The 26,366-nt window shown below is 39.6% G+C and carries 26 protein-coding genes, 1 tRNA gene and 1 riboswitch; of the genes, 5 read left to right on the top strand and 22 right to left on the bottom strand.

All coding sequences use genetic code 11. The annotated features are described in order from the left end of the window. Window positions 1–211 precede the first annotated feature (211 nt). The 12 genes from P8P68_RS02190 to P8P68_RS02135 all read right to left on the bottom strand — a co-directional run bounded on the left by P8P68_RS02190 (window position 212) and on the right by P8P68_RS02135 (window position 11,249). Window positions 212–949, bottom strand: coding sequence for a hypothetical protein (locus tag P8P68_RS02190; protein WP_049520305.1), 738 nt, complete (start codon window positions 947–949; stop codon window positions 212–214). Window positions 950–1,167: 218 nt separating this feature from the next. Next, on the bottom strand, window positions 1,168–1,767 hold the full coding sequence (locus P8P68_RS02185) for a hypothetical protein (protein ID WP_049520304.1): 600 nt from the start codon (window positions 1,765–1,767) through the stop codon (window positions 1,168–1,170). Window positions 1,768–2,346: 579 nt separating this feature from the next. Further along, window positions 2,347–3,702 (bottom strand): 23S rRNA (uracil(1939)-C(5))-methyltransferase RlmD, encoded by a 1,356-nt coding sequence (gene rlmD / locus P8P68_RS02180; protein ID WP_278276069.1) that lies wholly within the window; start codon window positions 3,700–3,702, stop codon window positions 2,347–2,349. 74 nt (window positions 3,703–3,776) lie between these two features. Further along, on the bottom strand, window positions 3,777–4,751 hold the full coding sequence (locus P8P68_RS02175) for a DUF1002 domain-containing protein (protein WP_001227745.1): 975 nt from the start codon (window positions 4,749–4,751) through the stop codon (window positions 3,777–3,779). Window positions 4,752–4,837: 86 nt separating this feature from the next. Further along, window positions 4,838–5,440, bottom strand: coding sequence for a lysozyme family protein (locus P8P68_RS02170; protein ID WP_008289362.1), 603 nt, complete (start codon window positions 5,438–5,440; stop codon window positions 4,838–4,840). Beyond that, a complete protein-coding gene (locus tag P8P68_RS02165; protein ID WP_000356117.1) occupies window positions 5,440–6,414 on the bottom strand; it encodes a nucleoid-associated protein in 975 nt (324 codons plus the stop codon). Before P8P68_RS02165 ends, P8P68_RS02170 begins: the two co-directional genes overlap by 1 nt. A gap of 7 nt (window positions 6,415–6,421) precedes the next feature. After that, entirely contained in the window at window positions 6,422–7,678 is a 1,257-nt protein-coding gene (gene glyA / locus P8P68_RS02160; protein ID WP_278276068.1) for a serine hydroxymethyltransferase, read from the bottom strand. Between the two features lie 49 nt (window positions 7,679–7,727). Then, entirely contained in the window at window positions 7,728–8,159 is a 432-nt protein-coding gene (locus P8P68_RS02155) for a GNAT family N-acetyltransferase (protein WP_044020823.1), read from the bottom strand. Between the two features lies 1 nt (window position 8,160). Next, a complete protein-coding gene (locus P8P68_RS02150; protein WP_278276067.1) occupies window positions 8,161–8,763 on the bottom strand; it encodes an L-threonylcarbamoyladenylate synthase in 603 nt (200 codons plus the stop codon). Further along, complete coding sequence (prmC, locus tag P8P68_RS02145) at window positions 8,747–9,583, bottom strand: peptide chain release factor N(5)-glutamine methyltransferase (RefSeq protein ID WP_000761888.1); 837 nt, start codon at window positions 9,581–9,583, stop codon at window positions 8,747–8,749. Before prmC ends, P8P68_RS02150 begins: the two co-directional genes overlap by 17 nt. Next, window positions 9,583–10,662 (bottom strand): peptide chain release factor 1, encoded by a 1,080-nt coding sequence (gene prfA / locus P8P68_RS02140; RefSeq protein ID WP_001028815.1) that lies wholly within the window; start codon window positions 10,660–10,662, stop codon window positions 9,583–9,585. The genes prmC and prfA overlap by 1 nt, the downstream gene beginning before the upstream one ends. Further along, window positions 10,659–11,249 (bottom strand): thymidine kinase, encoded by a 591-nt coding sequence (locus P8P68_RS02135; protein ID WP_000068122.1) that lies wholly within the window; start codon window positions 11,247–11,249, stop codon window positions 10,659–10,661. The genes prfA and P8P68_RS02135 overlap by 4 nt, the downstream gene beginning before the upstream one ends. A 122-nt stretch (window positions 11,250–11,371) precedes the next feature. On the opposite strand from P8P68_RS02135, the gene P8P68_RS02130 reads away from it, so the two are divergent. After that, window positions 11,372–11,554 (top strand): 4-oxalocrotonate tautomerase, encoded by a 183-nt coding sequence (locus P8P68_RS02130; protein WP_001117401.1) that lies wholly within the window; start codon window positions 11,372–11,374, stop codon window positions 11,552–11,554. A 134-nt stretch (window positions 11,555–11,688) separates the two neighbouring features. Then, entirely contained in the window at window positions 11,689–13,062 is a 1,374-nt protein-coding gene (gene mnmE, locus P8P68_RS02125; RefSeq protein WP_278276066.1) for a tRNA uridine-5-carboxymethylaminomethyl(34) synthesis GTPase MnmE, read from the top strand. A 46-nt stretch (window positions 13,063–13,108) separates the two neighbouring features. Here mnmE and dapA read toward each other — a convergent pair whose 3' ends face one another. The 4 genes from dapA to P8P68_RS02105 all read right to left on the bottom strand — a co-directional run bounded on the left by dapA (window position 13,109) and on the right by P8P68_RS02105 (window position 16,207). Beyond that, window positions 13,109–14,044, bottom strand: a complete 936-nt coding sequence (gene dapA, locus P8P68_RS02120) for a 4-hydroxy-tetrahydrodipicolinate synthase (RefSeq protein WP_000121598.1) — start codon at window positions 14,042–14,044, stop codon at window positions 13,109–13,111. Window positions 14,045–14,100: 56 nt separating this feature from the next. Next, window positions 14,101–15,177 carry an aspartate-semialdehyde dehydrogenase gene (locus P8P68_RS02115; protein ID WP_000542494.1) on the bottom strand — a complete coding sequence of 359 codons (1,077 nt, stop codon included), beginning with the start codon at window positions 15,175–15,177 and terminating at the stop codon, window positions 14,101–14,103. Between the two features lie 339 nt (window positions 15,178–15,516). Next, window positions 15,517–15,589, bottom strand: a tRNA-Thr gene (locus P8P68_RS02110). Between the two features lie 105 nt (window positions 15,590–15,694). Continuing rightward, on the bottom strand, window positions 15,695–16,207 hold the full coding sequence (locus tag P8P68_RS02105) for a QueT transporter family protein (RefSeq protein ID WP_125418052.1): 513 nt from the start codon (window positions 16,205–16,207) through the stop codon (window positions 15,695–15,697). Further along, a riboswitch (PreQ1 riboswitch) is annotated at window positions 16,205–16,301 on the bottom strand. Its footprint overlaps the gene before it by 3 nt. A gap of 28 nt (window positions 16,302–16,329) precedes the next feature. On the opposite strand from P8P68_RS02105, the gene P8P68_RS02100 reads away from it, so the two are divergent. Beyond that, window positions 16,330–16,767: a GtrA family protein gene (locus tag P8P68_RS02100; RefSeq protein WP_278276065.1), complete on the top strand. Its 438-nt coding sequence runs from the start codon at window positions 16,330–16,332 to the stop codon at window positions 16,765–16,767. 79 nt (window positions 16,768–16,846) lie between these two features. Beyond that, a complete protein-coding gene (gene mscL, locus P8P68_RS02095; RefSeq protein ID WP_000910206.1) occupies window positions 16,847–17,227 on the top strand; it encodes a large conductance mechanosensitive channel protein MscL in 381 nt (126 codons plus the stop codon). Window positions 17,228–17,268: 41 nt separating this feature from the next. On the opposite strand, the gene hemH is transcribed toward mscL, so the two are convergent. From hemH to pitA, 6 genes are all read right to left on the bottom strand, one after another. After that, window positions 17,269–18,363 (bottom strand): ferrochelatase, encoded by a 1,095-nt coding sequence (hemH, locus tag P8P68_RS02090; protein WP_278276064.1) that lies wholly within the window; start codon window positions 18,361–18,363, stop codon window positions 17,269–17,271. Window positions 18,364–18,440: 77 nt separating this feature from the next. Continuing rightward, the gene (gene srtB / locus P8P68_RS02085) at window positions 18,441–19,313 is read right to left on the bottom strand and encodes a class B sortase (RefSeq protein ID WP_278276063.1); all 873 of its coding nucleotides are present in this window, start codon (window positions 19,311–19,313) and stop codon (window positions 18,441–18,443) included. Window positions 19,314–19,388: 75 nt separating this feature from the next. Further along, window positions 19,389–20,390 carry a class B sortase gene (srtB, locus tag P8P68_RS02080; protein ID WP_000695090.1) on the bottom strand — a complete coding sequence of 334 codons (1,002 nt, stop codon included), beginning with the start codon at window positions 20,388–20,390 and terminating at the stop codon, window positions 19,389–19,391. 16 nt (window positions 20,391–20,406) lie between these two features. Next, on the bottom strand, window positions 20,407–21,627 hold the full coding sequence (locus P8P68_RS02075; protein WP_000750686.1) for an FctA domain-containing protein: 1,221 nt from the start codon (window positions 21,625–21,627) through the stop codon (window positions 20,407–20,409). 44 nt (window positions 21,628–21,671) lie between these two features. After that, window positions 21,672–22,223, bottom strand: a complete 552-nt coding sequence (sipA, locus tag P8P68_RS02070; protein WP_000924791.1) for a PI-2 pilus system signal peptidase SipA — start codon at window positions 22,221–22,223, stop codon at window positions 21,672–21,674. Further along, complete coding sequence (pitA, locus tag P8P68_RS02065; RefSeq protein WP_084880674.1) at window positions 22,223–24,781, bottom strand: PI-2 pilus tip adhesin PitA; 2,559 nt, start codon at window positions 24,779–24,781, stop codon at window positions 22,223–22,225. Before pitA ends, sipA begins: the two co-directional genes overlap by 1 nt. A 357-nt stretch (window positions 24,782–25,138) precedes the next feature. Between pitA and pepT the strand changes: the two genes are divergently transcribed. Then, complete coding sequence (gene pepT, locus P8P68_RS02060; protein ID WP_084880673.1) at window positions 25,139–26,362, top strand: peptidase T; 1,224 nt, start codon at window positions 25,139–25,141, stop codon at window positions 26,360–26,362. Window positions 26,363–26,366 lie beyond the last annotated feature (4 nt).

The raw sequence follows: 26,366 nt of genomic DNA, 5'->3' as shown, positions 1-26,366 counted from the left end.
GGTTTCTAGGCTTTTACCAGCAAAGCTACACACTCAACGTGAAACGAGTGAACACCAAGTATGTCAAGTAGTTACGTTCGTATGTGGGAACATATCTATAAACCTTTTAACGATAGCATAAGGTTATCGTTAAAAAGTATCAGACAGATAAATTTAGATTTGTCATAATCCTAACCATTTTTATTACAACAACTTAGCCAAGTAATAACCATTAATTCGTAGTCTCAGCCACATTTATCAATCCAAGACCATCAAAGTAATCATACAGTTCACTATTATATTTTTTTACAATTTCACTAGCCCTTTTATTCCAAAAACTATATATACGTTGTATTTCATCAATACAACCTTTCTTATCTTTTGATATATATATTTCTAATGGATTATCTGATATTTTGTACCCTGACATACCATGAATTTCTAAAAAAGATTCATATGTAAACTTCTGAAAATACTCATCTGTATTTTTTATAACCCCTGAATATACTTTGTTTAAATACGAATCTAGAGAATCATAGCGATTGAGTTTTGCACTTGTTCTTCCATGACACATAGGAATAACCCAAAAATTAGCTAAACAATGATACTTAGACTGATAGTCAATTAATTCTTTAGGCCACTCTTCTTTTAGACTTCGTTCTTTTTGCGATCTATTACCCAAAATCACATTCGCAAGTGAATTAAATGAATGAATAGTATCTCCCATATAATTCTCATTTTTATATGTCCCATCTTCATTTAAAATTTCTACATTATTCCCCCCTAAAATGTCCTTATATACTATTTTATAGAAACCCACACTAAAATCTGACATGTCTTCATCCGGAGTACTTTTATATAACTGTGGGCTATATATAACATTATCTTTCAAACAAATTTTAGGGACATTTTTATCACATTTGATAGGAGTAAGTAATATTTTATAAACTGTATTTTCTTTTTCTGTCACTTTATTCCCCCATGTAAATTCTTATTATATCTTACATTTTTAATTCTTGTTGACTATATTTTATTATACCATATTTCGTATACTTCATAAATCACAAAAGGCAGAACCAGAGTTCTGCCATAAATAACCATTATTTATCTTACAACTTCAATCTCCACCTTGCTCTAAATCAAATTTTAAGGAATTGAAGTATTCTCTTTCTAATCCTATAGATATGCCTATTCTGTTCGAGTCTCAGCTAAATATATTCCACATTCAGCTAATTCTTCAGGCAAATCATAAACAGTTTTTCCATTACTCTCATAGAGTTCAGAGATTCCTGGTGAGGTCTTAGAAAAAGTTTTCCAAGCTGTCACTAGTTCTTCTACAAATTGAATATTATGAGGTTCAAAAAAGTCATTAAATTTCGATAGTTCTTCACTATAAATTGTCACAACATTATAGCTATCAAGCATAATCTCATCATGACTTTTATGCCCACCAAATCCAAACTTACTTAGTCCATCATTAACAAGCAAATCACCGTATCTAATCAACAGTGCTAGGCATTCCTCTCTTGAACAACCATCAATATAATAAACATCCTTATGGGATTCCTTGATAATATTCTTTGCTATCACTTTTTCTCTATCAATACTGACAGGCAATTCCAAAATAAAAAACAAGGGCTCGTCATGAATCGCAATAAAGTGTTGAAAAACCTCTAATATTTTTTCTGCGTGTACATTCGCCGTAAAATGATGTTCAGTTAACTTTGTAAATGATTCAAATAGATTTTCTACCAAGCTAACTTGGTGACCTTTTACTAAATTCAACATTATGCGTCCTCCAGAGAATTTAAACAATATCCAAATTTATAATCTCATTATACCATTAAAACCCGAAAAAGACTGAAACTTCCCAGTCACAGTCTTTTATCTGAAAGCTAATTCATTCGACTATAAAATGTGATAAGGACTATATTCAACTAATTCAATTAACTTTTTTCAACATGCAATAGTATCTGCTGATTAATGTTATAAAACTTTTGAATAGATAAAATACTTCTTCTTTATGTTTATTAGTTTATGTGTTTGTACGGATGAACGTATTTTATCATAAAAATTTTCATAGTAACAGTTTCAAAAGAAAGCCAAGACAGATCCGACTTTAATTCCATAGAACGATTTCAGATTGAGTTAGTTATCATAAAACAGAGTGGCTACGTTTCTATTCCCACAAACTCCTTGTCAATGGAAACAACACTGTATCCCCTAGGGTTTATGGAAATAGATTGAGAACCTATCAGGTTAGCATATTAAGACACACAACTTGTATTCTCACTCTGATACTTATCCCCTTTATAACAAAAAGCCTTGCAATCAAGGCTTTTGATTATCCCTTTCGTTATAAGGTTTCTAGGCTTTTACCAGCAAAGCTACACACTCAACATGATGCGTCTGCGGAAACAAGTCCACCGGCTGGACTTTCTTCAAGTCATATCCTAATTCTTGGTAGAGTTTGATATCACGCGCCATGGTTGCAACATTGCAGGAGATATAGGCAATGCGGTCTGCTCCTGTTTGACTACCTGCCTTGATAAAGCTTTCTGTGAGGCCTTTTCTTGGTGGGTCGACTAGGATAGCGGTTGGTTGGATACCTTCCTTGAGCCAATTCTTCATAGCATTTTCAGCTGTATCACATACATAGTGGGCATTAGTGATGCCATTTATACTAGCATTTTTCTGGCTATTCTCCACGGCTTCTGGAATCACTTCAACACCGTAGACTTCCTTTACATGTTTCGCAACAGACAATCCAATCGTTCCAATTCCTGAGTAAGCATCAATCACCACATCATCTCCTTTTAACTCTGCAAAGTCAATGGCTTTTTGATAGAGTTTCTCAGCCATTTCTGTATTGACCTGATAGAAGGCTGGTCCAGATATTTGGAAGTCATTTCCCAACATTTGGTCGGTAATGTAGTCTTGACCATAAAGTGTTCGCCAGTCCTTACCGAAAATAGCATTGGTATTCTGGTCGTTGATATTTTGCACGACAGAGACAATCTCTGGAAACTGCTTGATGACTTGTTCAATCAACTGCTCTACTCGAAAAACTTTCGGACGAGTTGTTACTAAAATGACCATGATTTGTCCTGAATAGTGCCCACGACGCACAACGAGGTTTCGAATCAAGCCAGACTGTTCCTTTTCATCATAAGGTTTCAAATCATAACGACGGAGCAAGTCGCGTAGGGCCACTACTACCTCATCAATCATAGGATCTTGGATAAAGAAATCTTCCAGTGGCATGAGATCATGCGAATTTTTACGGAAAAAACCTGTTTCCAAGACACCATTCACTCGACGAACGGGCACCTGTGCCTTATTTCGGTACTTGACTGGATGTTCCATACCCAGCGTTTCAGCGACCTCTACATCTCTAATGCCAGCAATTTTGTAGAGACTGTCTTTGACTTGCTTGCTTTTAAACTTGAGTTGCTCTGGATAGGCAAGATGCCCCAAATCAGCGATACCTGAGCGTAGATAAGCTAGGTCAAGGTCTTGGTTACGATGCGGAGAATGTGTAAGGTATTCTTCAACTTTCCCATAGCCAATCTTTTTATTGACCTTAAGGACACGCATGAGGATTTTCTCAGTTGGTAGAGCATTTTCTACAAAGAAAACCAAACCATCTACCTTAGCAACCCCTGCACCTTCATGAGTCAAATCAACAATTTCAACTTCTACAATATCATTTTTCTTTAACATATTTTTCACTTTCTATCGGCCGACAAAAAAAGACGGCAACATTTCTGTTACCATCTATTATATCATGAAATGACCTAAGCACCAAAACTCTTGAAGAAGTTGACAATGGCTTGCCAAAGAGAGCTAAAGAAGTTGCCCCCCTCTTCTAGCGCTTTATTGGCATCAAAGTTGAGGTTGATATTTTTAAAACTATCACCAGCTTGGGAAACGATGCTTTGTTTGAGATCATTTAGGGTTTTAGTAAAATCAGCATTTTTCAAGATGTCACTCTTTGAGAGGTTGAGCGCAAAATTGATGATGATATTGACCTGGTTTCCTGTTATAACCTGATCGAGTTTGTAGTTTTTTAGAGTGTCTTCAACGATTTTTCGGACATCTTCTTCTGTCAGATTTCCTTTGGCTTCTTTTGCCTTTGCGATTCCTGCTTTGATATCTGTCATAGCCGCATTGAGCTTATTGGCATCGTAGCCTGACTTGTCCTTGTTTTCAGCATTGATATCGGACAAGGCTTTTAGTTCTTCTTGGGCTAGGTCTTTATTGGCTTGCGGTACTTTAGCACCATTGGCCTCTAATGAGTAGTAAATCCCAGCTAGGGCGCTCTCACCTGTAACTGGTATGGGAGCTGCAACTGTGATTTTGGCATGCTCAACTCCCAGGGTCACTGCTGCATTACGGTACATATCCTGCGTCACCTTTGTGATATTTTCAGGCGTTTCAATCTTGACCTCTAGAGGTGATTTGTCACCTAGCTTTTGAATCTTAGCCGATGAATAGAGTTGTAGACTAGCATCATTAGCCACATTCATAATTTTCGAATAGATATCAGGTGTCATTGTTTTGATATCTTTGGTGTCTTTTGATGCGTCATAGCCAAGTTTGCTAAGAGTTCTATTTTTCTGGTCTTCAGTTAGTGAAGAACCAAGCACATATTCAGGTTGTACATAGGTTTCATCGATTACTTTTTGAACATCTGTTGCTGCGTGGACACTCGTCATAGCTGTTGCTGCCCACAAAACTGCAGCGCTTGTTAGAAAGAGTTTCTTTCTCATGGGATATTCCCTCCTTTACCTTTCTAGGGTAATAAAACAATCTTAAAGAAAGCTTATAGCGAAAAACACCTGGAAAAACCAGATGCTTAGAAGAAATTAAAGAATTTCATGATGTACAGGTTAAAGCGTACCTGTCGCGAATAGTAATAATTTCCACCATTTTCATAGAGTTCTGCACCATGAAAGATAGAAATTGGGTTGATGTAGGTATAGGTCTTCCCAGTGGTATTTCCAAGGATAGGAGCGACCGTTTCTCGGGAATAACGCTTGGCTAATGCTAGTGTATTTTCCTTACCATTCTGAGCGATAAAGTCTATATAGGCAGGTCCAAAATTATAGGCTTGAACGGCCGTCCAGACATCCACTCCTTTGTTTTGAGCAAGATAAAGGTTATCTGTAAGAGTTTGAATGCCTTGCCGAATGCTAGAGGCATTATCATTGATGGTGTTGGTGGAGCCACTTGCAGACTCACTAGACTGCATAACATCGCCTTCTTTTCCTTTGGTTTCGGTATAAATCATGGCGAGCACCAACTCTTCATTGGCTGGAGTATCTCTTTCACTGAGAATTTCCCGAACCATAGGTTGGTAGGTCATGACTTGCTTTACATCCTGACGAATGTGGTAGGCTTTGTATCCAGCAAAAAGGAGGACTGCTAGCACTAGCATTCTTCTTATAAATTTAAACATTATTTACTTTGAATATCCTCAATATTTTTGATTAAGATAGAATAGGTTCCATTGTCGTTTTGGATAAATTCAACAGACTCCGCGTCTTGGTATACATTATTTGGAACGATAAGTTCGATTCCATTTGACAAGGAAAGTTTTTGGTTTTCAAATTTCTTGAGTTGGCGACTGGCATCAATTTCATCGAACTGAACCGGTTCTGGTACAGCTTCCTTGACTTGGTCGATAAAACTTAGACGAGCTGTCAGGTTGTTATCAAAAAGGTCATTAGCCAATTTCTCAGGTGACAGTTCGTTGCTTTCTTCAAGATTGTTGAAAATCGCTGATTTGACCTTGGATTGGAATTGAAAATCATCTGTGTTAAAGGACTCTGCAATTCTCTGAGCTGTTTTTTCCAGTTCCTTGATGGATTTTTTTGGCGAAATCTTAGGGGCAACGTTTAAGAGATTGTCTGAAAAATAGTTCAAGAAAGCCCCGTTGTACTTGATTCGTTTTTCGATCAAATGGTACTTGCGACTTTGAAGATTGATGACCAAAGCCTCATCAGCCCCCGTTCCAAATCCAGGCAGGTTATTCTGAGTCATCTTGATTGGATTATCAACTTCTCCTCCAAGGTGAGTCAAGGTCTCACGTAGAGCAATTCGCAAGAAAGCGAAATGCTCTACGCCTTCTTTATAAAACTGAACAAAAACCAAGTCATTGGTCTTGAGATTTTCAGAAATGCTGAACTCCTCTTTCCAGAGATTAGCCAGTGTTACTGATGTCTCCAACAAATCGTCTGTGATGTGATTGAAGAAGGGATTTTCTTCCTCGAAAATCCCAGTCTTAGCTTCATCTGAATACACACGTTCAATTTTTTTGCGCAGGTATTCTTCGATTTTTGGAGTGATATTGAGAAACTTATCCGCTAAGAACAACTCAGTATCGTCTGGGCTGAACTGATGGATAATAGCTTTCTTAATATAAATGTCCATAAAAGTATTAGTCCTCGTATAGTGGGAAGGCATCTGTCAACGCTTTGACTTCACTTCTCACTTCTTCTAATACAGCCTCATTTTCTGCATTTTTAAGGGTTTTAATGATGAGTTCAGCCACTTTACGGCTTTCTTCTTCACCAAATCCACGTGCAGTGATGGCTGCTGCTCCGATACGAATTCCACTTGTCTTGAATGGTGACAAGGTTTCGTATGGAATTGAGTTTTTATTTAGGGTAATATTAACTTCATCCAGCAAGTTTTGAGCAACTTTTCCGTTTTCTACAACCTTAGTCACATCCACTAGGAAGAGATGATTTTCAGTACCACCTGAGATGATACGGAAATCAGGGTCTTTCAAGAAGACTTCAACCATAGCCTTGCTGTTTTTGATGACATTAGCAGCATATTCCTTGAAGGCTGGGTCCAAAACTTCTTTGAATGAAACCGCCTTAGCAGCAACAACATGCTCTAAAGGACCGCCTTGAATACCTGGGAAAATAGCTGAGTTGATTTTCTTAGCTAGGTCCTCATCATTTGTCAAGATCAAACCACCACGCGGTCCACGAAGAGTTTTGTGGGTCGTTGTTGTAGTGATATGAGCGTATGGTACTGGGCTTGGATGAAGTCCAGCTGCAACCAAACCAGCGATATGGGCCATATCGACCATAAGCTTAGCCCCAACAGCATCTGCGATTTCACGGAATTTTGAGAAGTCGATAATTTGAGAATAAGCTGATGCACCTGCTACGATTAGTTTTGGTTTTACTTCTTGGGCTTGTTTCAAGATTGCATCAAAGTCCAAGAGTTCCGTTTCAGGATCCACACTGTAAGAAACAAAGTTGTAGGTTTGACCAGAGAAGCTAACTGGAGCTCCGTGGGTCAAGTGTCCACCTGCTGCCAAATCCATCCCCATAACGGTATCACCTGGCTCAATCAAGGCCATGTAAGCCGCACAGTTGGCTTGGCTTCCTGAGTGAGGTTGGACATTGGCGAATTTAGCACCGAAAATTTCTTTTGCACGTTCAATAGCTAGAGTTTCTACCACGTCTACTACATCAGTTCCACCATAATAACGGCGTCCTGGGTAACCCTCGGCATATTTGTTTGTCAAGATAGACCCTTGAGCTGCCATAACAGCCTTGGAAACAACGTTTTCCGAAGCAATCAACTCGATATTGTTTTGTTGGCGTTCTTCTTCTTTGGCAATAGCATTCCATAGATCAGCATCGTATGCTTTAAAATCGTCTTTATCAAAAATCATAGGTCTTCTCCTTTATAGTGTGACTGGTCCTTTAGTTTAAGAAATTATACTAAAAGATGCGAATAAACCGTTTCTGCACTTTATCACAAGTATAACCAACTTTTTCATAAAATGCATGAGCTCCCAGACGATGATCAGCAGAGTTTAAGCGGATAAACCCATAACCCCGTCTTTTTGCTTCTTGATCCAACCCTTGCAGTAAACTTTTACCGATACCTCGTCCTTGTGCTTGAGGCGAAACTGCTAAGCCTAAAATATTAAATCCTGCTTTGGAATAGAGGGATTCATAAACTTCAGCATGGACATATCCAAGTAGGACATGGCTGACCTCATCCTCATAGCCAAGTAGGAAATGATGAGAATCCTGAGACAGTCTAGCTAGTTGACTAGCTGTGTCCTCTGGACTAAAAGAATAACCCAAAGCCTCTTGGTTAATCTCACATATAGCATTCACATCTGTTTCTTGCAAATCTCTTAGCATCTCATTCCTCCTCAAAAGAAATCTCTGGCAACCGAGCAAGAATATCTTCTCGCTTAATCGCCCCCTGGCGCAAGATTTTCACCTTGTCTCCAGACAAATCCAAAATAGTCGAATCCTGTCCAGTTAGAAAAGCGTCGTCCTCCAGACCCAAAACCTCTTGGTCAAAATCCTCTAGAATTTGAGCAAAGGTCACTCCACTCGCCTGACCCGAGATATTGGCAGACGGCCCAATCAAGGGTCCTGTCTCTCGAATCAAATCCAGTGTAATGGGATAACTCGGCATCCGAAATCCCACCGTTGAAAGACCAGAATTGACCCAATAGGGAACTCGGTCATTGGCTTCGAGGATAATGGTCAAGGGACCCGGTAAAAAGGCCTCTACAAGCTTTTGTAGATAAGTTGGCTGATTCTTTGAAAAGTGCAAGATGTCCTCTAGAAAAGCGACATTAAGATTGAGTGCCTTATCTCTAGGACGACGTTTGAGTTTGTAAACATGGTCGACAGCTTTTTCGTCTAAGGCCTTAGCAAAGAGACCATAAACTGTCTCTGTAGGCAAAACAACAGCTCCGCCCTTTTCCAACTCTTGTCTAATCCTGTCCATCATCAACTACAACCATCCTATCTTGACCAAATTGGTCTTTGAGTGTTCGTACTCGTTTTTCAGGAAGATATTTCCTAAAAAGCGCAGGAACACTTTGACCTTGCTTGTATCCAATTTCAAGGTAAATCTTACCACCATCTGTGAGATAGTCTTTTGCATCTTCCGCAATTCTGCGATAAATAGCTAGGCCATCCTCATCTGCAAAGAGAGCTAGATGAGGTTCTGAATGCAAAACATTCAAACCAACCTCTGACTCATCTTCACGAGAGATATAGGGTGGATTGGATACAATTATATCATATTTTTCAGAAATTTCTGCAAAACAATCAGATTTTTTAAAAAATATATTAAGATTTTGATTTTTAGCATTCTCTGATGCAAGCTCTAAGGCATCTTGGGAAATATCTGCTGCTGTCACTGACCAATCTGGTCTGTTTTTTGCTAATGCGAGAGCTATGGCGCCACTTCCAGTTCCGATATCTAGGACCTTAAGCTTATCCTCAAGATTTTCGACTAGGATAAGTTCCACCAACTCTTCTGTTTCTGGACGAGGAATCAAAACCCGCTCATCCACTTTTAACTGCATTCCAAAGAAATCTGCGTGACCAATGATGTACTGCGCCGGTTTGTGAGCCACTAACTGCTGGTAAATTTCTTCTACAAAATTTTCTTCCTCTTTTGTCACTTCCTGCTGAAGAGCAAAGACAAAGTCCGTAAAAGAGAGATTTTTTAGGCTACGATAGACAAAAGAGAGGCTTTCAGCTTCCTCTCCTTGTCTAACCAACTCTTCTTCAAAATCTGAAAATAATTGAGCTAATTTCATTATTTGTTTAATTCTTCTAATTTTTGTGTTTGGTCATAAAGAACCAAGGCATCCACAACTTCATCCAATTTACCAGACAAGATGGTATCTAGTTTTTGGAGAGTCAAGCCAATACGGTGGTCTGTGACACGGTTTTGTGGGAAGTTATATGTACGAATACGTTCTGAACGGTCACCAGTACCGATAGTAGACTTACGTTCAGCGTCTTGTTCATCCTGGGCAATTTGTGCAAAGTGGTCAGCAACACGCGCACGGATGATTTTCATGGCCTTCTCACGGTTTTTCTGCTGGGTACGTTCTTCCTGCATCTCAACCTTGATATTGGTTGGCAAGTGAACGATACGAACGGCAGTCGCAACCTTATTGACGTTCTGTCCACCAGCACCTGATGCGTGGTAGATATCAACACGAAGGTCTTTTGGATCAATATCGTATTCTACTTCTTCGACTTCAGGCATAACAAGAACTGTCGCAGTTGAAGTGTGGACACGACCTTGGCTTTCTGTCACAGGGACACGTTGCACACGGTGGGCACCTGATTCGTACTTAAGCTTAGAATATACAGATTGACCAGAAACCATAGCAACCACTTCCTTGAAACCACCGACACCATTCATAGAAGCTTCCATGACTTCAAAGCGCCAGCCTTGGGCTTCTGCATACTTTTGGTACATAGTTAGCAAATCTCCAGCGAAGAGCGCTGCTTCATCTCCACCAGCTGCTCCACGGATTTCAAGGATGATGTTCTTGTCATCATTAGGATCTTTTGGAAGGAGCAAGATTTTGAGTTTTTCTTCGTATTCTTCTTTTTCAGCCTTGGCATCTTTTAATTCTTGCTTGGCCATTTCTTCCAAGTCCGCATCTCCACCTGATTCCTTAATCATCTCTTCGGCATCAACGATGTTTTGAAGAACTTGTTTGTACTCACGGTAGGCTGTTACCGTATCACGAGTTGAAGCCTCTTCTTTTGAAAGCTCCATGAATCGCTTGGTGTCAGAAACGACATCAGGGTCACTCAGCAATTCTCCTAGTTCTTCATAACGGTCTTCTACAGCTTGTAGTTGATCATAGATGTTCATTTTTCTTCATTCTCCTTATTGATTTCAGGTGCAAAATAATGTTTTCGGCAGACTGAGATATAGGTTTCATTTCCACCGATCTGAATTTGTTCGCCATCATAGACTGGCACACCATCCTGCGTACGCAACACCATGGTCGCCTTTTTCTTACAAAACTGACAAATGGTTTTAATCTCATCGATTTTATCTGCTAAAAGCAAGAGATATTTGGAGCCTTCGAACAATTCATTGCGAAAGTCATTCTTCAAACCAAAAGCCATGACAGGTATGTCTAGCTCGTCCACAACACGAGCTAGGTCGTAAACATGGTGACGCTTGAGAAACTGGGCCTCATCGACCAACACACAGTATGGTTTCTCAGGTAAGTCTCGGATATAGCCGAAGATATCTGTCGTTTCCTCAATCGCAATTGCTGGGCGTTTCATGCCGATTCGACTCGACACATAGCCAACACCGTCACGCGTATCCAGAGCCGAAGTCATAATCACAACTCCCTTTCCTTGCTCCTCATAGTTATAGGCCACCTTGAGAATCTCAATCGTTTTACCTGAGTTCATAGTCCCATAACGATAATACAACTGTGCCATGCTTCTATTTCACGTCCATTTCTAAATTTTTGCTACATTCTAGTATATCATAATTTCCTGAAGCTTTAAACGGCAAAATGTGGTAAAATAGAAGAAATCACAAACTAGTGGAGGAAGCTATTATGCCATTTGTACGCATCGATTTATTTGAAGGTCGCACGCTCGAGCAAAAGAAAGCTCTTGCTAAGGAAGTAACGGAAGCTGTTGTCCGCAACACTGGAGCCCCTCAATCAGCCGTCCATGTCATCATCAACGACATGCCAGAAGGAACTTACTTCCCACAAGGGGAAATGCGCACCAAATAATCTAGCTTAAGCAGAATTGCTTAGGCTTTTTCAATCTCCAAGTAGCATCCATTGAAGAAATAGTCTAATTTTGTTACAATTTGAAGAGATGCTTGGATACCTATCCTAAGAAAAGAAATACAAAAGGAAATAGTATGATTACACGTGAATTTGATACCATCGCTGCTATCTCTACTCCACTAGGTGAAGGAGCCATTGGTATTGTCCGCTTGAGCGGAACAGATAGTTTTGCCATTGCGCAAAAGATTTTTAAAGGAAAAGACTTGAGCAAGGTTGCAAGCCATACCCTCAACTACGGTCACATTGTTGACCCGCAGACAGGGAAGGTCATGGACGAAGTTATGGTTGGAGCTATGAAGTCTCCAAAGACCTTCACTCGTGAGGATATTATCGAGATTAACACTCACGGTGGGATTGCGGTGACCAATGAGATTCTCCAACTAGCTATCCGTGAAGGAGCTCGGTTAGCAGAACCTGGTGAATTTACCAAGCGTGCCTTTCTAAACGGTCGTGTGGACTTAACACAGGCTGAGGCGGTGATGGACATCATCCGTGCTAAGACAGATAAGGCCATGAATATTGCAGTCAAACAATTGGACGGTTCTCTTTCTGACCTCATTAATAATACTCGCCAAGAAATCCTCAATACACTTGCCCAAGTTGAGGTTAATATCGACTATCCTGAGTATGACGATGTTGAGGAAGCCACTACTGCAGTCGTCCGTGAGAAAACAATGGAGTTTGAGCAATTGCTAACCAATCTCCTTAGAACAGCTCGTCGTGGTAAAATCCTTCGTGAAGGAATTTCCACTGCTATCATCGGACGCCCCAACGTTGGGAAATCCAGTCTTCTCAACAATCTCCTTCGTGAAGACAAGGCTATTGTAACAGATATCGCTGGTACGACACGAGATGTTATCGAAGAATACGTCAACATTAACGGGGTTCCTCTCAAATTGATTGATACAGCTGGTATCCGTGAAACAGATGACATCGTGGAACAAATCGGTGTCGAACGTTCTAGAAAAGCCCTCAAGGAAGCTGACTTGGTCCTGCTTGTCTTAAATGCTAGCGAACCTCTAACTGCCCAAGACCGACAACTTCTTGAAATTAGTCAAGATACTAATCGAATCATTCTCCTCAACAAAACTGACCTGCAAGAAGCTATTGAAACAGAGGAACTTCCAGAAGATATCATCCGCATTTCAGTCCTTAAAAATCGAAACATCGATAAGATTGAAGAACGCATTAACAACCTCTTCTTTGAAAATGCTGGTTTGGTCGAGCAAGATGCTACTTACCTATCTAATGCCCGTCATATTTCCTTGATTGAGAAGGCCGTTGAAAGCCTACAAGCAGTTAATGAAGGTCTTGAACTGGGTATGCCAGTTGATTTGCTTCAAGTTGACTTGACCCGTACTTGGGAAATTCTCGGAGAAATCACTGGAGATGCCGCACCTGATGAACTCATCACCCAACTCTTTAGCCAATTCTGTTTAGGAAAATAAGAAAAATCCATGATCGTTCATTCGGTCATGGATTTTATTGTCTTTATTAGTAATCTGGTCTAAGGACACCTGTTACAGTTGCCTTAGTCGCTTCGTAGTCGCCATCTACGACAACTTTGATGATGCGTTTGGCATCTTCTTCTGGTGCTGGAACAAGAGGTAGACGAGTTGGCCCCGCTTCAAATCCCATGTAGTTCAAAACTGCCTTAACTGGAGCAGGACTTGGATAAGAGAAGAGGGCATTGACCTTAGGAATGAATTTACGCTGAATAGCTGCAGCTTTCTTCATATCGCTTTCTGCAATGGCAGTGAACATCTCGTGCATCTCATCTCCATTTGTATGGGAGGCAACAGAAATAACCCCATCCGCACCAAGGTTCATGGCATGGAAGGCATCTCCATCTTCACCTGTATAAATCAAGAATTCTTCTGGCTTGTGCTCAATCAAGTAAGCCATATTTGCCAAGCTGGTACATTCTTTGACACCAATGATATTTGGATGGTCAGCCAAACGAAGCATGGTTTCTGGAGTTAATTCCACTACTACACGCCCTGGAATGTTATAGATGATAATAGGCAAGTCAGAAGCATCTGCAATAGCTTTAAAGTGCTGATACATGCCTTCTTGTGAAGGTTTGTTGTAGTATGGTACGATTGCAAGTCCAGCAGCGAAACCGCCAAATTCTGCGACTTCTTTGACAAACTCAATCGAGTCACGCGTATCATTGGTACCTACACCCGCAATCAAAGGAACACGTCCATTAACAATCTTTTGTACAGCCGCAAAGAGTTCCAACTCCTCATCGTGGGTCAAAGTTGGACTCTCAGCAGTCGTTCCAGCTAGAAGAATTGCATCTGTGTGATGGGCCAATAAATGCTCAATCAAGGCTGGAATAGCATCAAAGTTGATGGAACCATCCTCATGGAAAGGGGTAATAAAGGCCGTGATGATTTTACACTCTTTTAAATCTTGATAAGACATGAGAAACACCTCTCTATTTCAAAGAAGGAGTTCATCTGAACTCCTAAACGATATGACTATTTTAATTCAAATTTCAACTCAGCTGTTGGACGAACCAATCCACGTTCGTGAAGCGTTTCTGCAATCTGAACTGAGTTCCAGGCAGCACCTTTGAGAAGGTTATCTGAAACAACCCACATATGGATTCCTTTTTCAGCATCTAAGTCTTTACGGATACGACCAACAAAGGTATCACGTGAACCAACTGCATTGATGGCTTGCGGATAGATTTGATGCGCTACGTCATCCTCAAGAACTGCACCTGGAAAGGCTGCGATAGCTGCTTTCACTTCTTCGATTGGAGCCACTTCTTTTGTTTCGATATAAACTGACTCAGAGTGAGCTGACAAGACTGGAATACGCACACATGTTGCAGACACTGCGATGCTATCATCTTCCATGATTTTCTTCGTTTCCTTAGTCATCTTCATCTCTTCGTAAGTGTAATCATTGTCAGTGAAGACATCAATTTGTGGAAGAGCGTTAAAGGCAATAGGATAGTGTTTCTTGTCACCACCTGAAGGTAAGATTTCCGCATGCAAATCACGTGGATTCACACCGTCATTCAAGACTTCACGAAGTTCACGTTGTGTTTCAAGGATCGCTCCCATACCAGCACCAGAGACTGCTTGGTATGTTGAAACGATGATACGGTCCAAGCCCCATTTTTGACGAACAGGCTCAAGAGCCACCATCATTTGGATTGTTGAACAGTTAGGGCAAGCAATAATCCCGTTGTGGGCATCAAGTGCGTGAGCATTGACTTCCGGCACAACCAATGGTACATCTGGATTTTGACGGAAATAAGATGTGTTATCTACTACTACCGCTCCAGCTTGAACTGCGTATGGTGCATACTTAGCTGATGTCGAACCACCTGCTGAGAAGAGTGCAATATCAACACCCTCAAAAGCGGTCTCAGTCGTTTCTTCAATCGTAATATCTTGGTCTTTAAATTTCAAAGTCTTGCCTGCTGAACGTGCAGAAGCAAGGTAACGAATTTTATCGATTGGAAGTGTTGATTCTTCCAACATTTTTATCATCTGAGCTCCGACAGCACCTGTCGCGCCGACTACAGCAACTGTATATCCCATAAATAACCTCTTTCGGAATTTTCTAAAAATTTCTATAATAGATGTATTATACTACTTTTTCCAGAAATTGAAAAGCATTTTTGGGTTATATTTTCTGAAAATTAAAAATCCCTAGTCATTGACCAGGGACTAAGAGGCATCTTCATGTGATGAGCAGGTTCACACAACTCATCAAGGTCCGCTCCTGCGTTGTGACCTCCTTATGCTCAATAGCAGTCCGAAGACTACCTATCGACTCATCGCAGGTTTTATTCTACTATGCTTTGCTGACTTTGTCAAGGCTAATGCGGGGTAAATATAAAAAACTCTCAAATATCAAGAGTTTTCCTGTCTATATCATGCTAATTGCCGGGATTGAACCGGCGACCTCATCCTTACCATGGATGCGCTCTGCCAACTGAGCTAAATCAGCTTACCTAAAAAGTATACTATAGTTCTATGTTCTTGTCAAGCGCTCTCTTTTAATTTTATGGAATGAAAAAAGCTAGATTTAGCAAGAATCTAGCTTATAAACTTCTTATTTTGTTAGATCGATTCGCTGTCCCAGTTTACCAATCAAAATCGCTCCCACGATAAGTGATGCAAACTCTCCAATCCCTGTAGAAAACCAAGTGAAGAAGAATGGAGCTTCAGCAACGATATGAAGTTCTGCTGCAATGGTAATCATTGAAATAGAAAAGAGGATTGAAAAGAAGAAATGATCTTTTCGAATCAAACCATTGAACAAATAGTCTTTCTTATACTTGCTAAAGAGCCATACCCCTAGACTAAGGAAAACTAGGGTAGAACCTCCACCGACAAAGACATCTATTAGGCCAAAACTACTAAATAAATTAGCAATCATACATCCAATTGTCACACCAATGATGTATTTAGGGTTGTAAAAAGCCAAGAAATTCAACATTTCTGAAATACGGAACTGATACGCCCCAAAACTAAGAACATTGATTGGTGGTGTAATAGTCAAAACCACATAAATAGCAGCAACAATAGCGATGTCTGCCATGTCACGAACAGTTAATTTTTTCATGTTTTCTCCTTTGGCGGTTTCCCGCGTAAAATATGCTTGGTGAAAGAAGCTAAGCACCAAGGGTTGAGTGAATCAACCTTACTAGTATAGCACATTAGCCAGCTTTATGCTATACTAAAATCATGAAAAAACGAATAAAAGCTTTCTTTAATAACGAAATCCTCTCCTACCTATTTTTTGGTGGTGCTACTACTCTGGTTTCTATTGTATCACGTTTGGTTATTTACCATATCAGCCACCAGGAAATCCTCGCAACTGCCCTCGCTAATATTATCGGTATTCTTTTTGCCTTTATCACAAATGATACAATCGTCTTTAAACAAGAGAGAAGGAATTGGCCAACCCGCCTGGCTAAGTTTTTCTTAGCTCGTCTTTCTACTCTTGGTCTTGACGTTCTTTTAACTTATATCTTTGTTACAACTTTCCCTGATATTATTGGCCAGTTTGTCGAATTTAATATAGATAGGGTTAATACGATTGAAACTATTCTAGCACAAATCTTGATCATCATTTTAAACTATATTTTCAGTAAAATCTATATTTTTAAAGGGAACAACTGACCACTTTGAGCGTTCAAGTTGCTTTTTGTCACAATTTAGGATATAATAAATTAGAAAATTAGGAAAGGAATTTATGAAAATGTTAAAGGATCTTAAAGAATTTTTGCTTCGTGGTAATGTCGTTGACCTTGCTGTCGGTGTGATCATTGCCTCTGCATTTGGTGCTATCGTTACTTCATTTGTTAACGATATCATCACTCCACTTCTATTGAACCCAGCTTTGGAAGCTGCGAAAGTACAAAACATCGCTGAGCTTGCATGGAATGGTGTTACATATGGTAAATTCTTGAGTGCTATTATCAACTTTCTCGTTGTAGGTACTGTGCTTTTCTTCGTTATTAAAGCTATGGAAAAAGCGCAAAACCTTCGTAAGAAAGAGGAAGTGGTTGAGGAAGCACCTGCTGCTCCAACTGAACTTGAAGTTCTTCAAGAAATCAAAGCTCTTCTTGAGAAAAAATAAAACAGATAAAGGATTTAGCTTAAAGCTAAATCCTTTTTTCTTTACTCTTTTGGTAACTTCCCAGCCTTTTCGAGCATTTTCTTAATCAAGTAAGGCATCTTCACATTTTCACGGCCTTTTTTCTCAATGAGTTTTTTGACAAATTCTGGCATCTGAAGGTCGTCTGTCTCCTCCATGATGTCCTTTGTAGTTGCCGAAGGCGCTAACTCATCGAAGGTTTCTTCTTCTGGGAGAAAAGCTTTAAATTCTTTGTCTTCATTGGCTCGTACAGTAGCAACTAAAGCGTCAATTAAACGGCTATCCGTATTGGGCATCGGTGGACGATGGTAGGTGACACCTAATTCTTGACACAAATCATAACATTCCACATCATTATCGAACAAGACTTCGATATGCTCACTGATAAAACTTATCGGGACAAAAATATAATGTTCTGGATGTTGCTTTTGTTCTCGTAAATATTCTAAGACATCTGGCTTGATCCAAGGGATTCCAATATCGCTTTCGCTCTGCCAAGTATTGGTATACTGGTCTGTCATTAGGCCGAGTTGTTCAGCAATGAGCTTGCTATTATCGAAAATCTGATCAATATATGGATCTCCAAAGTCCAAGGCAAAAATGGGGACGCTATGGGCTGAAAAGATTACCTTGAAGGATTCTTCTCCCACCTCATTTCGTAAAATTTTTCTAATCTCATCTGTCCAGAAGTCCAGCAAAGGCTGTTGTTGATACCAGTCCTTAATAACTAAAAATCGGATCTGCTGGCTTTCCAGAAACTTTTCATACCCCATGACTGAGTAAAAAGAATAATGAGGTTCCAAAATCAAGCAGATACATTCTTCAACACCATCAGTTTCCATCTGCTTGATCACGTCTGGAATAAAGGGACGAGAAAATTTGTTGGCAAAGTAGATACCATACTCTTCTCCTAAACGTTCCTTGACTAGACTGACCTCCTCACGTGTAATCCTCTGCAGGGGCGTACCACCTATACGAACATAATTGTCATAAAGAGTCTGAATCTCGTGATCCTTGGGCCTGATTCCACGACGAATATTTGTAAAAAATTCTGCTACTCCTTCAAAACTAATCTCCTCTGGAGATCCAAAGGTCATCATTAATATTGCTTTTTTCATGTTATCATCCTTATGTTATTATTTTCACTATCTATTCTATCATGAAAGAAAAAAATAGTAAACGCTTCCGACGTCTACTATTTCTTTTGTTCTTTTGTTTTTCTATCTCGTCTTATGATTAGGATGATAACGACAAGGAGTAAAATGACGATAATCAGGAGAAGAAAGGCAAGGATATAAATCCAATGCGTTGGTATACCTTGGTCAAAATAGCGTGTTCCTACTGCTTCCCCACTTTTATACTGGGAGGCTTTTACTGGTGCATCCGTTATTTTAGCTAAGAGGATATGTCTTCCGTTGGTAATATTAAGGAAACAGGTGCTTAATAAAACAATCTTGTCTGTTGAAGTCAAAGAAACATCTCGCTTGTACTTGGCTTTACTTAGCAGATATTGATAGTAAGCCTGGTGTTCCTCATCGTTGGAACTCAAAGTTCGGTAAATCTCCGTGTCATAGGCATCCACTTCTAAAATCCCAAATATCTCAAGACCACGTTCACGACCATTGTAGTAGATAGAACCATAGCGATGCTTTTCAAAAAAATCTTGATCCGCAAATTTTTGAATCTCCCCAAACATAGCACCAGAAGCCATGGAGTGACCATAAATGATGGTGTTAAAGTCCGTAAAATTTGGGTTAAAACGATAGTCTAGGAATATAGAACCTGACACAGTATAATCGCCAAAAGCATTGCGGTCAAGGTATTTGACATTGTCCTGACTCTGCAAGAGGGGATAGTCTACCTTGGTCCCATCAAGGCTAATCCAACCACAAACATCCTTGTTGAGGTGCTGCAAGGTTTCAAAGCCCGTACTGCTGGCATCCTTTTCAATGGGATTATAATGATCGTAGTCGCTCGCAAGAGCTCTATCAGCTGTAAAAAGACAGAAAAAAACTAGAAAGAGGGATAGAATGACCATTATGGTCTTGTGACTCGTACTTGTTTTCATATTTCCTTCTTTCTCCTTTCTAGCCTTGAAAATAAAAGAGCAAGAGAGGCTATCCCTTTCTCTTTTATTGGTAGTTTAGTCAGTAATGGTATCTGCTCCTTCTTCCTTTGCTTCTCTTCTACGACGCAAGATCAAATAGAGGATGATGAGCAAGAAGATCAATAGCAAGAGCAAGATAAATAAGATGATATACCATATCCACAAAGGAATCGATGAGAGAAATCGTCCGAGCGACGAATCATCAAAGACACTATAAGGGAATGGTTTTGATTTTTTCGTATGGAAGGTGTTCTTTGGAACTGTATCCGTAATCTTGGCAACTACGATATGTCTCCCATTTGTTACGTCTAGGAAACAGGTACTGAGAAGAATGATATGGTCATTTGGCCCCAGTGTAATGTCTCGTTTGTGAATGGCAACCGAGAGTAAGTGATCGATATATTCTTGGCGCCGATCATCCCCATTAATACCTGGATCGTAGATGTTAAAGTCATAGGCGTCCACCTCGAGCATTTCAAAGATTTCAAGACCTTTTTCAACGCCATTATAGTAAATACTGCCGTAGCGATGCTGGTCAAAAAATTCCTTATCAGAAAACTTTGCTACATCTCCAAACATAACCCCATTTTCTACATGGTGTCCGTAGATGATGGTATTAAAGTCTTCGAACTTGGATTCATTTCGAGCCTCAAGGAAAATAGCCCCTGTAGCTGCAAATTCTCCCTTGGAATCCTTGTTCAGGTATTTTTCATTGTCTTTGGCTTGAACTAAGGGATAGTCGATATTGGTGCCATAGACATTGATCCAACCGAGAACCTCTGGATTGACTTGCTGTAGCTTGTGAAAGCCAGAAAAACTAGCAAGCTCATCCTTCTCACTGGTACTAACAGGTCTATAGGCCTCATACTCACTTGATGAAGCCTGAGAATAAACCTGATTGGCATCCCAGAGGGCGTAGAAACCAAAGAGAAAGACTAAGGCTGTCAAGAGGAGCAAGATATGATTCATCAATGCATCTACAGCAAGGACCAGACGCCTAGACAAACTCCTTTTGGGTTTCTCACGCTTGATTTTCATCGGTCAAACCACTTGCTTAAGCTTGTCTGCGTTTTTTAGACAAAACAACAAATCCAGCCAAACCAAGACCAATCATCAAGATGAAAGGAAGGTTGTCAATCAAGAGACCAGTAGGGGTAACGTCTGGTAAGCTATTTGTGATAGTGTTATCGTTTGGTTTTTCACCAATAAGGATACTATCTTGAGTGAAATTTGTAGAAACTGTACCAGCTTGATTTTTTGATGCTCCGTTCTCCTTATATGCAGCTGAAGCTGTGTAACCTTGAGATCCAGTTTCAACCAATTTATAACGAGTACCAGCAGGAATTGTGTCAAACACTAAAGATTGATCGTGACGTAGTGTTATAGTCGTTTCTTGACCATAGACAAATGTTTTTGAGGTTTCACCGATTTTACCAGTGATTGATTGTGAAGTTTCTGTAGATGCTTTTGTGAAAGTAAGCTTGAAAGTGAAATCTTTTGATTTATCTGCAGTAGCACCTGATACAACTTTTTTAATTACTAAAGATTTAGCATTTGGGTCAACTTTTGAAACATTTGGTTTATTAGGGTTTGGTTCATTTGGATCTGTAATTTTACCAGCATTTTTACGATAAATGTTAGTGAAAAGATCATATTTGTAAGTAGTTCCACTTTCAGATGGTTTTACTTTACCATTCACACTTGGGGATACTTGTTTAAAATACACAGAAGAAATATATGTTCCTCCTGTAGTTTTGTTCTTAACAATAACGTGCATTTCATAGTTGCGATTATCATATGTCATAAAATCAATAGGTGAACCATTTTTTTGAATAACTTTCCAACCAACATTTTGTTTTTCAGCAACAGTATAGACATATTCACCAGCATGTGTATAGTTCACTTCTCTAAAAATATCGCCGGTATCTTTCTTAATGTTAGTTTGGCCAGTTGCTAAAACGTCTGTTCCAGAATAAGATACATTTTTATCTGTAATTTGACCATTAGAAGAATCAATTGTTTCATAGGGTGCACCATTTGATGATGTACCAGTTTTTGGGGTGAAAGTAAATGTAAAAGTTGCTTCAGGTGTTGTAATTCCTTCAGCAATGTTCAACACCTTATTAATAGAAACTTTTGCACTTGTTTCACCAGTTGCTTTGGCAGTCGCCACATCATTATCATCCGCAAATGTTGGCACTCCTCTAAAGACCGACAAGGCGGTTACAGCTGCAATACTTGCAGTAACTAATTTTTTCAAAAATGTTTTTTTCATGATTATTCCTTTTATTTTTTAATTTCTTTTTTCATAAATTATCATCAAAAGCCCCGTCGCCTTAAGACTGTTACCACCTTGCCATGGGTATCCTGTATAGGAATGGTTCCAAAAGCACGACTATCTACAGCCGTTGTTCGATTGTCCCCGAGGACAAAGAGTTGTCCTGCTGGGACTTTCATTGGGAAGGTAGCCCCTTCCTTATAGAGCAGCGTTTCTTTGTAGATATCCTGCTCTTGTTGAGGAGAACCGTTGATGATGAGACCATTTTCGTTTATATCGATCGTACTTCCTTCGGTTGCTATGACACGCGCCACTCTTTCCTTGCCCTTATAACTATAGACGAGCAGGTCACCAATCGAATAACGTTTATCCAACCTATAGTAGACAACCAAGTCGCCATCTTTTAAGGCTGGCTTCATGCCATCGTCATTGTATCTCAATAGTCCAAAGACAAAAAAGTAAAGGGTGGCCAGTACAAACCCAACCATCAGAAGCTTACTGACTAAGTAGAGGATATCTCCCCATACACTCGGCGGAGACTTATCCCGACTGACTTGTGTTACTGTTTTCTTATGTTTCTTTTTAAGTAGCATTATTTTCTCCTATGTACCACTAGATAGCCGAGTAGGATTGTAAAGAAGATACCTCCTAGAGGAAGGATTATTCCTAACACGAGTGTACTGCTGAGGAAGTCAACTCCGGTTTCAGGTACACTATTCTTATTATTCGTGACTGTCGCGGACTTATCCCCATCCAGTTTGCCTTCTTGATTCTCATAAGATACCTGATATCCACGAGAAGAGTTTGATTCCTCTTCAATAGTGTAGTGACTATTGAGTGGAAGTCCATCAATTTTTATGGTTTGATCTTTGTTTAGATCTATAGACGCTCGACCGTTCGTAAATTGCAAAGGAATTCTTTTATTATTCACCGTTGCATTATAGGTTCCATTCAATGGACTGTTCTGAGCATCCCTGATGTTAATGGTAATCTTGAAGGATTTTAATAGATTGGCAAATACACCTGTAACTTTTTTTGTGACTGATAAACTTGGAAGCTTGTGATTTGTGACAATGGTGGTCTCGTCTTTATTCAGATCGCCCTCTTGATTCTCATATGTAACGTGGTAACCATTCGTTGATGCCGCTTCTTCTTCAACCTTGTAATGGGTTCCTCGAGGAAGATAGCTTAGAATACCTTTCCAACGTTTTCGTTTTTCGACACGGATCTCCGCTTCTCCATTCACAACAGTTATCTCGCCAAAAGTTCCATTCAATGGCGTAGAATTAGGAGAGGTTAGTTTTACCTTAATCCTAAACTCTTTGTTCAAGTTACTTTCAGCTTCCAACACTTTCTTAATCGTCAGACTTGGCAATTGTTTATAGATTACCTTGAAGGATGGTTTAGTTTCTGTACCAACATTTTTTATTTCTTTGGTAAAGGCGGGGACGTCTGGTGCAATTAAATCGTATTGATATCCTTTGGCAACTTTTTCAAAGTTCCTCGTTTCATTAGATACGTTTTTACTAACATTCACATTGGTCTTTCGATAGTCTTGATTATCAGGACCTCCGTTCTTGTTCTTTTGAACCAGTTTCAGTTCAACATTACTCGGTTGATCAGCTGTAATGACAGTTCTCGCACCCGTCACACCTTGCCATTCAACTTCCACTGGTACCGTTAATGGATCTGAAGGCTTAAAGGTTGGGTTGTCAGAGTATTCTTTGGTCTTGGTTTGAGAGGTGCCTATTCCATAGGAATAGGTGACACTGGCACCTTTATTGGAGTAGAGTTTATTGACATCCGAACCTTCAGCATCACCAGCCTCTAGTTTTTTATCACCAGCAATGGCATCCAGAGCATCTTGACTAGATGTAACAGTGAATTTGAGGGCGTACTTCACACCATCATCAAGAATGTAGTTAGGATTAAATTTTGCTGTTACTTCGACCAGACCATTTTCATTCTTCCTTGTTTCCAGCGTAACCTTATCTGATCCCAAGGTTTCCTCTTTATCGTTTTCGATTTTTACAACTCGAATATTTGAACTGTTATCGGGAAGAAGTTGAACATATTTGGACAAAACATCCTTGATGGTCACATGGTGAACAGCTAGGGGAAGGATTTTCTTGGTGATTTCCTTAAATTGTTCTCTCAATTCCCTTTCATTGTTAGCGGATAATATTTCGTTTGGAATGGAAGAATTATAACTACCAATGTACTCTTTTAGTTTAGAAATACTATCTGTACTATTAGAGTAGCGGAATTTGATAGAATAAAATCCATCAATCTTGGGAGCAAGATAACCAGAAACTGTTTCAGTAAACGTGTTTAGATTGGTTTGATACCACGATGGAGCTATTTCTGTTACACCATCATTATTGCTCCAATTGTAGATCGTATAGCCTCTAGTATCGTAGTACATGTTCGCAAAACCATCTGACAAAAGAATAACAACCTTTTTTGCACTTGATCTGGCTGACTGAAGTAATTCTGTTGCTGACTGAAGTCCTGCTCCAATATTTGTACCTGTACCTATTCCTCCTTCGTAACCAATCGAATCACCACTATTATCAACAGACATTCTAGAAACCATTCTTTTGGCTCCTTGAACATCATTGCTCCAGTTTAATACTGTCTTAGCATCATCATGAGAGGAAATACCAGAAAAGTACCCCGCCCAAGCTGGCCATTGATAATAACTATTGTAACGTTGGTTATCTATTTTCCCAGCAAATCCAACAATTGATAAACGGTTGTTAGAGTTTGAAAGGATTGTATCTATCAAACCACGACGACCGTTTTCGCCTTGGAGTGTATTTTTCAGAGCTTGAAGCCGACTAATCAAAGCCCCATTAGAGGAGTTGACATCCTGATAAGTCATACTTCCAGATAAGTCTGCTACTAAAACAACATCCAAGGGATCCGTTTGGGTCTCCGTTCCCAGTTTGGACGTGATATCCAATGACAACTCATACTTGTCATCCTGTCCCGATATCGGAGTAATTGTTTTATGAAGGGTTGTCTGAGGTTCTGTAGTAGAATCAGCATTTAACAGGCTTATCGGAGCACACAAAAAGAGAATAGCTAACAGTGTAACTAAACGGCGCGCAATAATTTGAACTTTCTTAAAATCGAAACGAATGTTCATTTTATTCTCCTTAACTAGAATGTACTAATATTGTTACTATATCAATCTAGGACATTTACAAGATAATTGTACAATAAAGTTCACGCAGTGTCAATTAATATGATTAATTTTATATTATATTAATCAATAAAAGAGTATGATTCTTCTTTGTCTTTCAAACTATTCTATGGTAAAATGAAAAAAGAATAAAAAAATCTCATAAAATATCAATGCATATATTTTATTCTAGAATATCCAAAATTTCATTTAAAAGTCTATTGAATTTGAATTATTATATTTTTTCAAAATTCATGAAATTTTCAGAATAAGGTTTTTCCGAAGTTTGCATTCTATTTTATGATTGTAAAAGGAGTTTTTATGACTTATCCGAACCTTTTAGATCGTTTTTTGACCTACGTTAAGGTCAATACGCGTTCTGATGAACACTCGACTACTACTCCAAGTACGCAAAGCCAGATAGATTTTGCGACCAATGTTCTTATTCCTGAAATGAAACGTGTCGGTCTGCAAAATGTTTACTACCTCCCAAATGGTTTTGCCATTGGTACCTTACCAGCTAATGATCCCAGCTTGACACGCAAGATTGGCTTCATCTCCCACATGGACACAGCTGACTTTAATGCTGAGGGAGTTAATCCGCAAGTCATCAAAAATTACGATGGTGGAGCTATCGACTTAGGAGATTCTGGATTTAAACTAGATCCAGCTGACTTTAAGAGTCTTGAGAAATATCCAGGCCAAACGCTTATCACAACTGATGGCACGACCTTGCTGGGTGCTGATGACAAATCAGGAATTGCTGAGATTATGACTGCAATTGAATATCTGACTGCTCATCCCGAAATCAAACACTGTGAGATTCGAGTTGGTTTTGGACCAGATGAAGAAATTGGCGTTGGTGCTAATAAATTTGATGCAGATGACTTTGACGTTGACTTTGCCTATACTGTTGATGGTGGTCCGCTAGGAGAACTTCAGTACGAGACTTTCTCAGCCGTTGCTGCTGAGCTTCATTTCCAAGGGCGCAATGTTCACCCTGGTACTGCTAAAGGACAGATGGTCAATGCCCTTCAGCTAGCGATTGATTTTCATAATCAACTTCCAGAGAATGACCGACCTGAATTGACAGACGGTTACCAAGGTTTCTATCATCTTATGGATGTGACAGGTAGTGTCGAGGAGGCGCGTGCAAGCTACATCATTCGTGACTTTGAAAAGGATTCCTTTGAAGCTCGTAAAGCGGCTATGCAGTCTATTGCGGATAAGATGAATCAAGAGCTTGGGAATGATCGCGTTAGCTTGACTCTGACAGACCAGTACTACAATATGAAGGAAGTCATTGAGAAAGACATGACACCTATTACTATTGCTAAGACTGTTATGGAAGATCTAGGGATTACGCCTATTATCGAACCAATTCGTGGTGGGACTGATGGCTCTAAGATTTCCTTTATGGGTATTCCAACTCCAAATATCTTTGCTGGAGGTGAAAACATGCACGGACGTTTTGAATACGTCAGCCTTCAGACCATGGAGCGTGCGGTGGATACCATCATTGGCATTGTATCTTATAAAGACTAAAAAG

This window comes from Streptococcus sp. D7B5 (assembly GCF_029691405.1).
Lineage (GTDB): Bacteria > Bacillota > Bacilli > Lactobacillales > Streptococcaceae > Streptococcus.
Note: the sequence above shows the minus strand (reverse complement) of the source record. Positions and strands in the feature narration are given on the sequence as shown.

What these genes read in the sequence shown, in the direction of transcription:
- P8P68_RS02115 (WP_000542494.1), bottom strand. Translation starts at nt 15,177, where the DNA reads ATGGGATATACAGTTGCTGTAGTCGGCGCGACAGGTGCTGTCGGAGCT.
- mnmE (WP_278276066.1), top strand. Translation starts at nt 11,689, where the DNA reads ATGATTACACGTGAATTTGATACCATCGCTGCTATCTCTACTCCACTA.
- P8P68_RS02105 (WP_125418052.1), bottom strand. Translation starts at nt 16,207, where the DNA reads ATGAAAAAATTAACTGTTCGTGACATGGCAGACATCGCTATTGTTGCT.
- pepT (WP_084880673.1), top strand. Translation starts at nt 25,139, where the DNA reads ATGACTTATCCGAACCTTTTAGATCGTTTTTTGACCTACGTTAAGGTC.
- P8P68_RS02130 (WP_001117401.1), top strand. Translation starts at nt 11,372, where the DNA reads ATGCCATTTGTACGCATCGATTTATTTGAAGGTCGCACGCTCGAGCAA.
- P8P68_RS02100 (WP_278276065.1), top strand. Translation starts at nt 16,330, where the DNA reads ATGAAAAAACGAATAAAAGCTTTCTTTAATAACGAAATCCTCTCCTAC.
- pitA (WP_084880674.1), bottom strand. Translation starts at nt 24,781, where the DNA reads ATGAACATTCGTTTCGATTTTAAGAAAGTTCAAATTATTGCGCGCCGT.
- P8P68_RS02185 (WP_049520304.1), bottom strand. Translation starts at nt 1,767, where the DNA reads ATGTTGAATTTAGTAAAAGGTCACCAAGTTAGCTTGGTAGAAAATCTA.
- P8P68_RS02135 (WP_000068122.1), bottom strand. Translation starts at nt 11,249, where the DNA reads ATGGCACAGTTGTATTATCGTTATGGGACTATGAACTCAGGTAAAACG.
- glyA (WP_278276068.1), bottom strand. Translation starts at nt 7,678, where the DNA reads ATGATTTTTGATAAAGACGATTTTAAAGCATACGATGCTGATCTATGG.
- rlmD (WP_278276069.1), bottom strand. Translation starts at nt 3,702, where the DNA reads ATGTTAAAGAAAAATGATATTGTAGAAGTTGAAATTGTTGATTTGACT.
- srtB (WP_000695090.1), bottom strand. Translation starts at nt 20,390, where the DNA reads ATGAAAATCAAGCGTGAGAAACCCAAAAGGAGTTTGTCTAGGCGTCTG.
- P8P68_RS02165 (WP_000356117.1), bottom strand. Translation starts at nt 6,414, where the DNA reads ATGGACATTTATATTAAGAAAGCTATTATCCATCAGTTCAGCCCAGAC.
- P8P68_RS02150 (WP_278276067.1), bottom strand. Translation starts at nt 8,763, where the DNA reads ATGATGGACAGGATTAGACAAGAGTTGGAAAAGGGCGGAGCTGTTGTT.
- prfA (WP_001028815.1), bottom strand. Translation starts at nt 10,662, where the DNA reads ATGAACATCTATGATCAACTACAAGCTGTAGAAGACCGTTATGAAGAA.
- P8P68_RS02075 (WP_000750686.1), bottom strand. Translation starts at nt 21,627, where the DNA reads ATGAAAAAAACATTTTTGAAAAAATTAGTTACTGCAAGTATTGCAGCT.
- hemH (WP_278276064.1), bottom strand. Translation starts at nt 18,363, where the DNA reads ATGAAAAAAGCAATATTAATGATGACCTTTGGATCTCCAGAGGAGATT.
- mscL (WP_000910206.1), top strand. Translation starts at nt 16,847, where the DNA reads ATGTTAAAGGATCTTAAAGAATTTTTGCTTCGTGGTAATGTCGTTGAC.
- srtB (WP_278276063.1), bottom strand. Translation starts at nt 19,313, where the DNA reads ATGAAAACAAGTACGAGTCACAAGACCATAATGGTCATTCTATCCCTC.
- prmC (WP_000761888.1), bottom strand. Translation starts at nt 9,583, where the DNA reads ATGAAATTAGCTCAATTATTTTCAGATTTTGAAGAAGAGTTGGTTAGA.
- P8P68_RS02155 (WP_044020823.1), bottom strand. Translation starts at nt 8,159, where the DNA reads ATGCTAAGAGATTTGCAAGAAACAGATGTGAATGCTATATGTGAGATT.
- dapA (WP_000121598.1), bottom strand. Translation starts at nt 14,044, where the DNA reads ATGTCTTATCAAGATTTAAAAGAGTGTAAAATCATCACGGCCTTTATT.
- P8P68_RS02170 (WP_008289362.1), bottom strand. Translation starts at nt 5,440, where the DNA reads ATGTTTAAATTTATAAGAAGAATGCTAGTGCTAGCAGTCCTCCTTTTT.
- P8P68_RS02175 (WP_001227745.1), bottom strand. Translation starts at nt 4,751, where the DNA reads ATGAGAAAGAAACTCTTTCTAACAAGCGCTGCAGTTTTGTGGGCAGCA.
- sipA (WP_000924791.1), bottom strand. Translation starts at nt 22,223, where the DNA reads ATGCTACTTAAAAAGAAACATAAGAAAACAGTAACACAAGTCAGTCGG.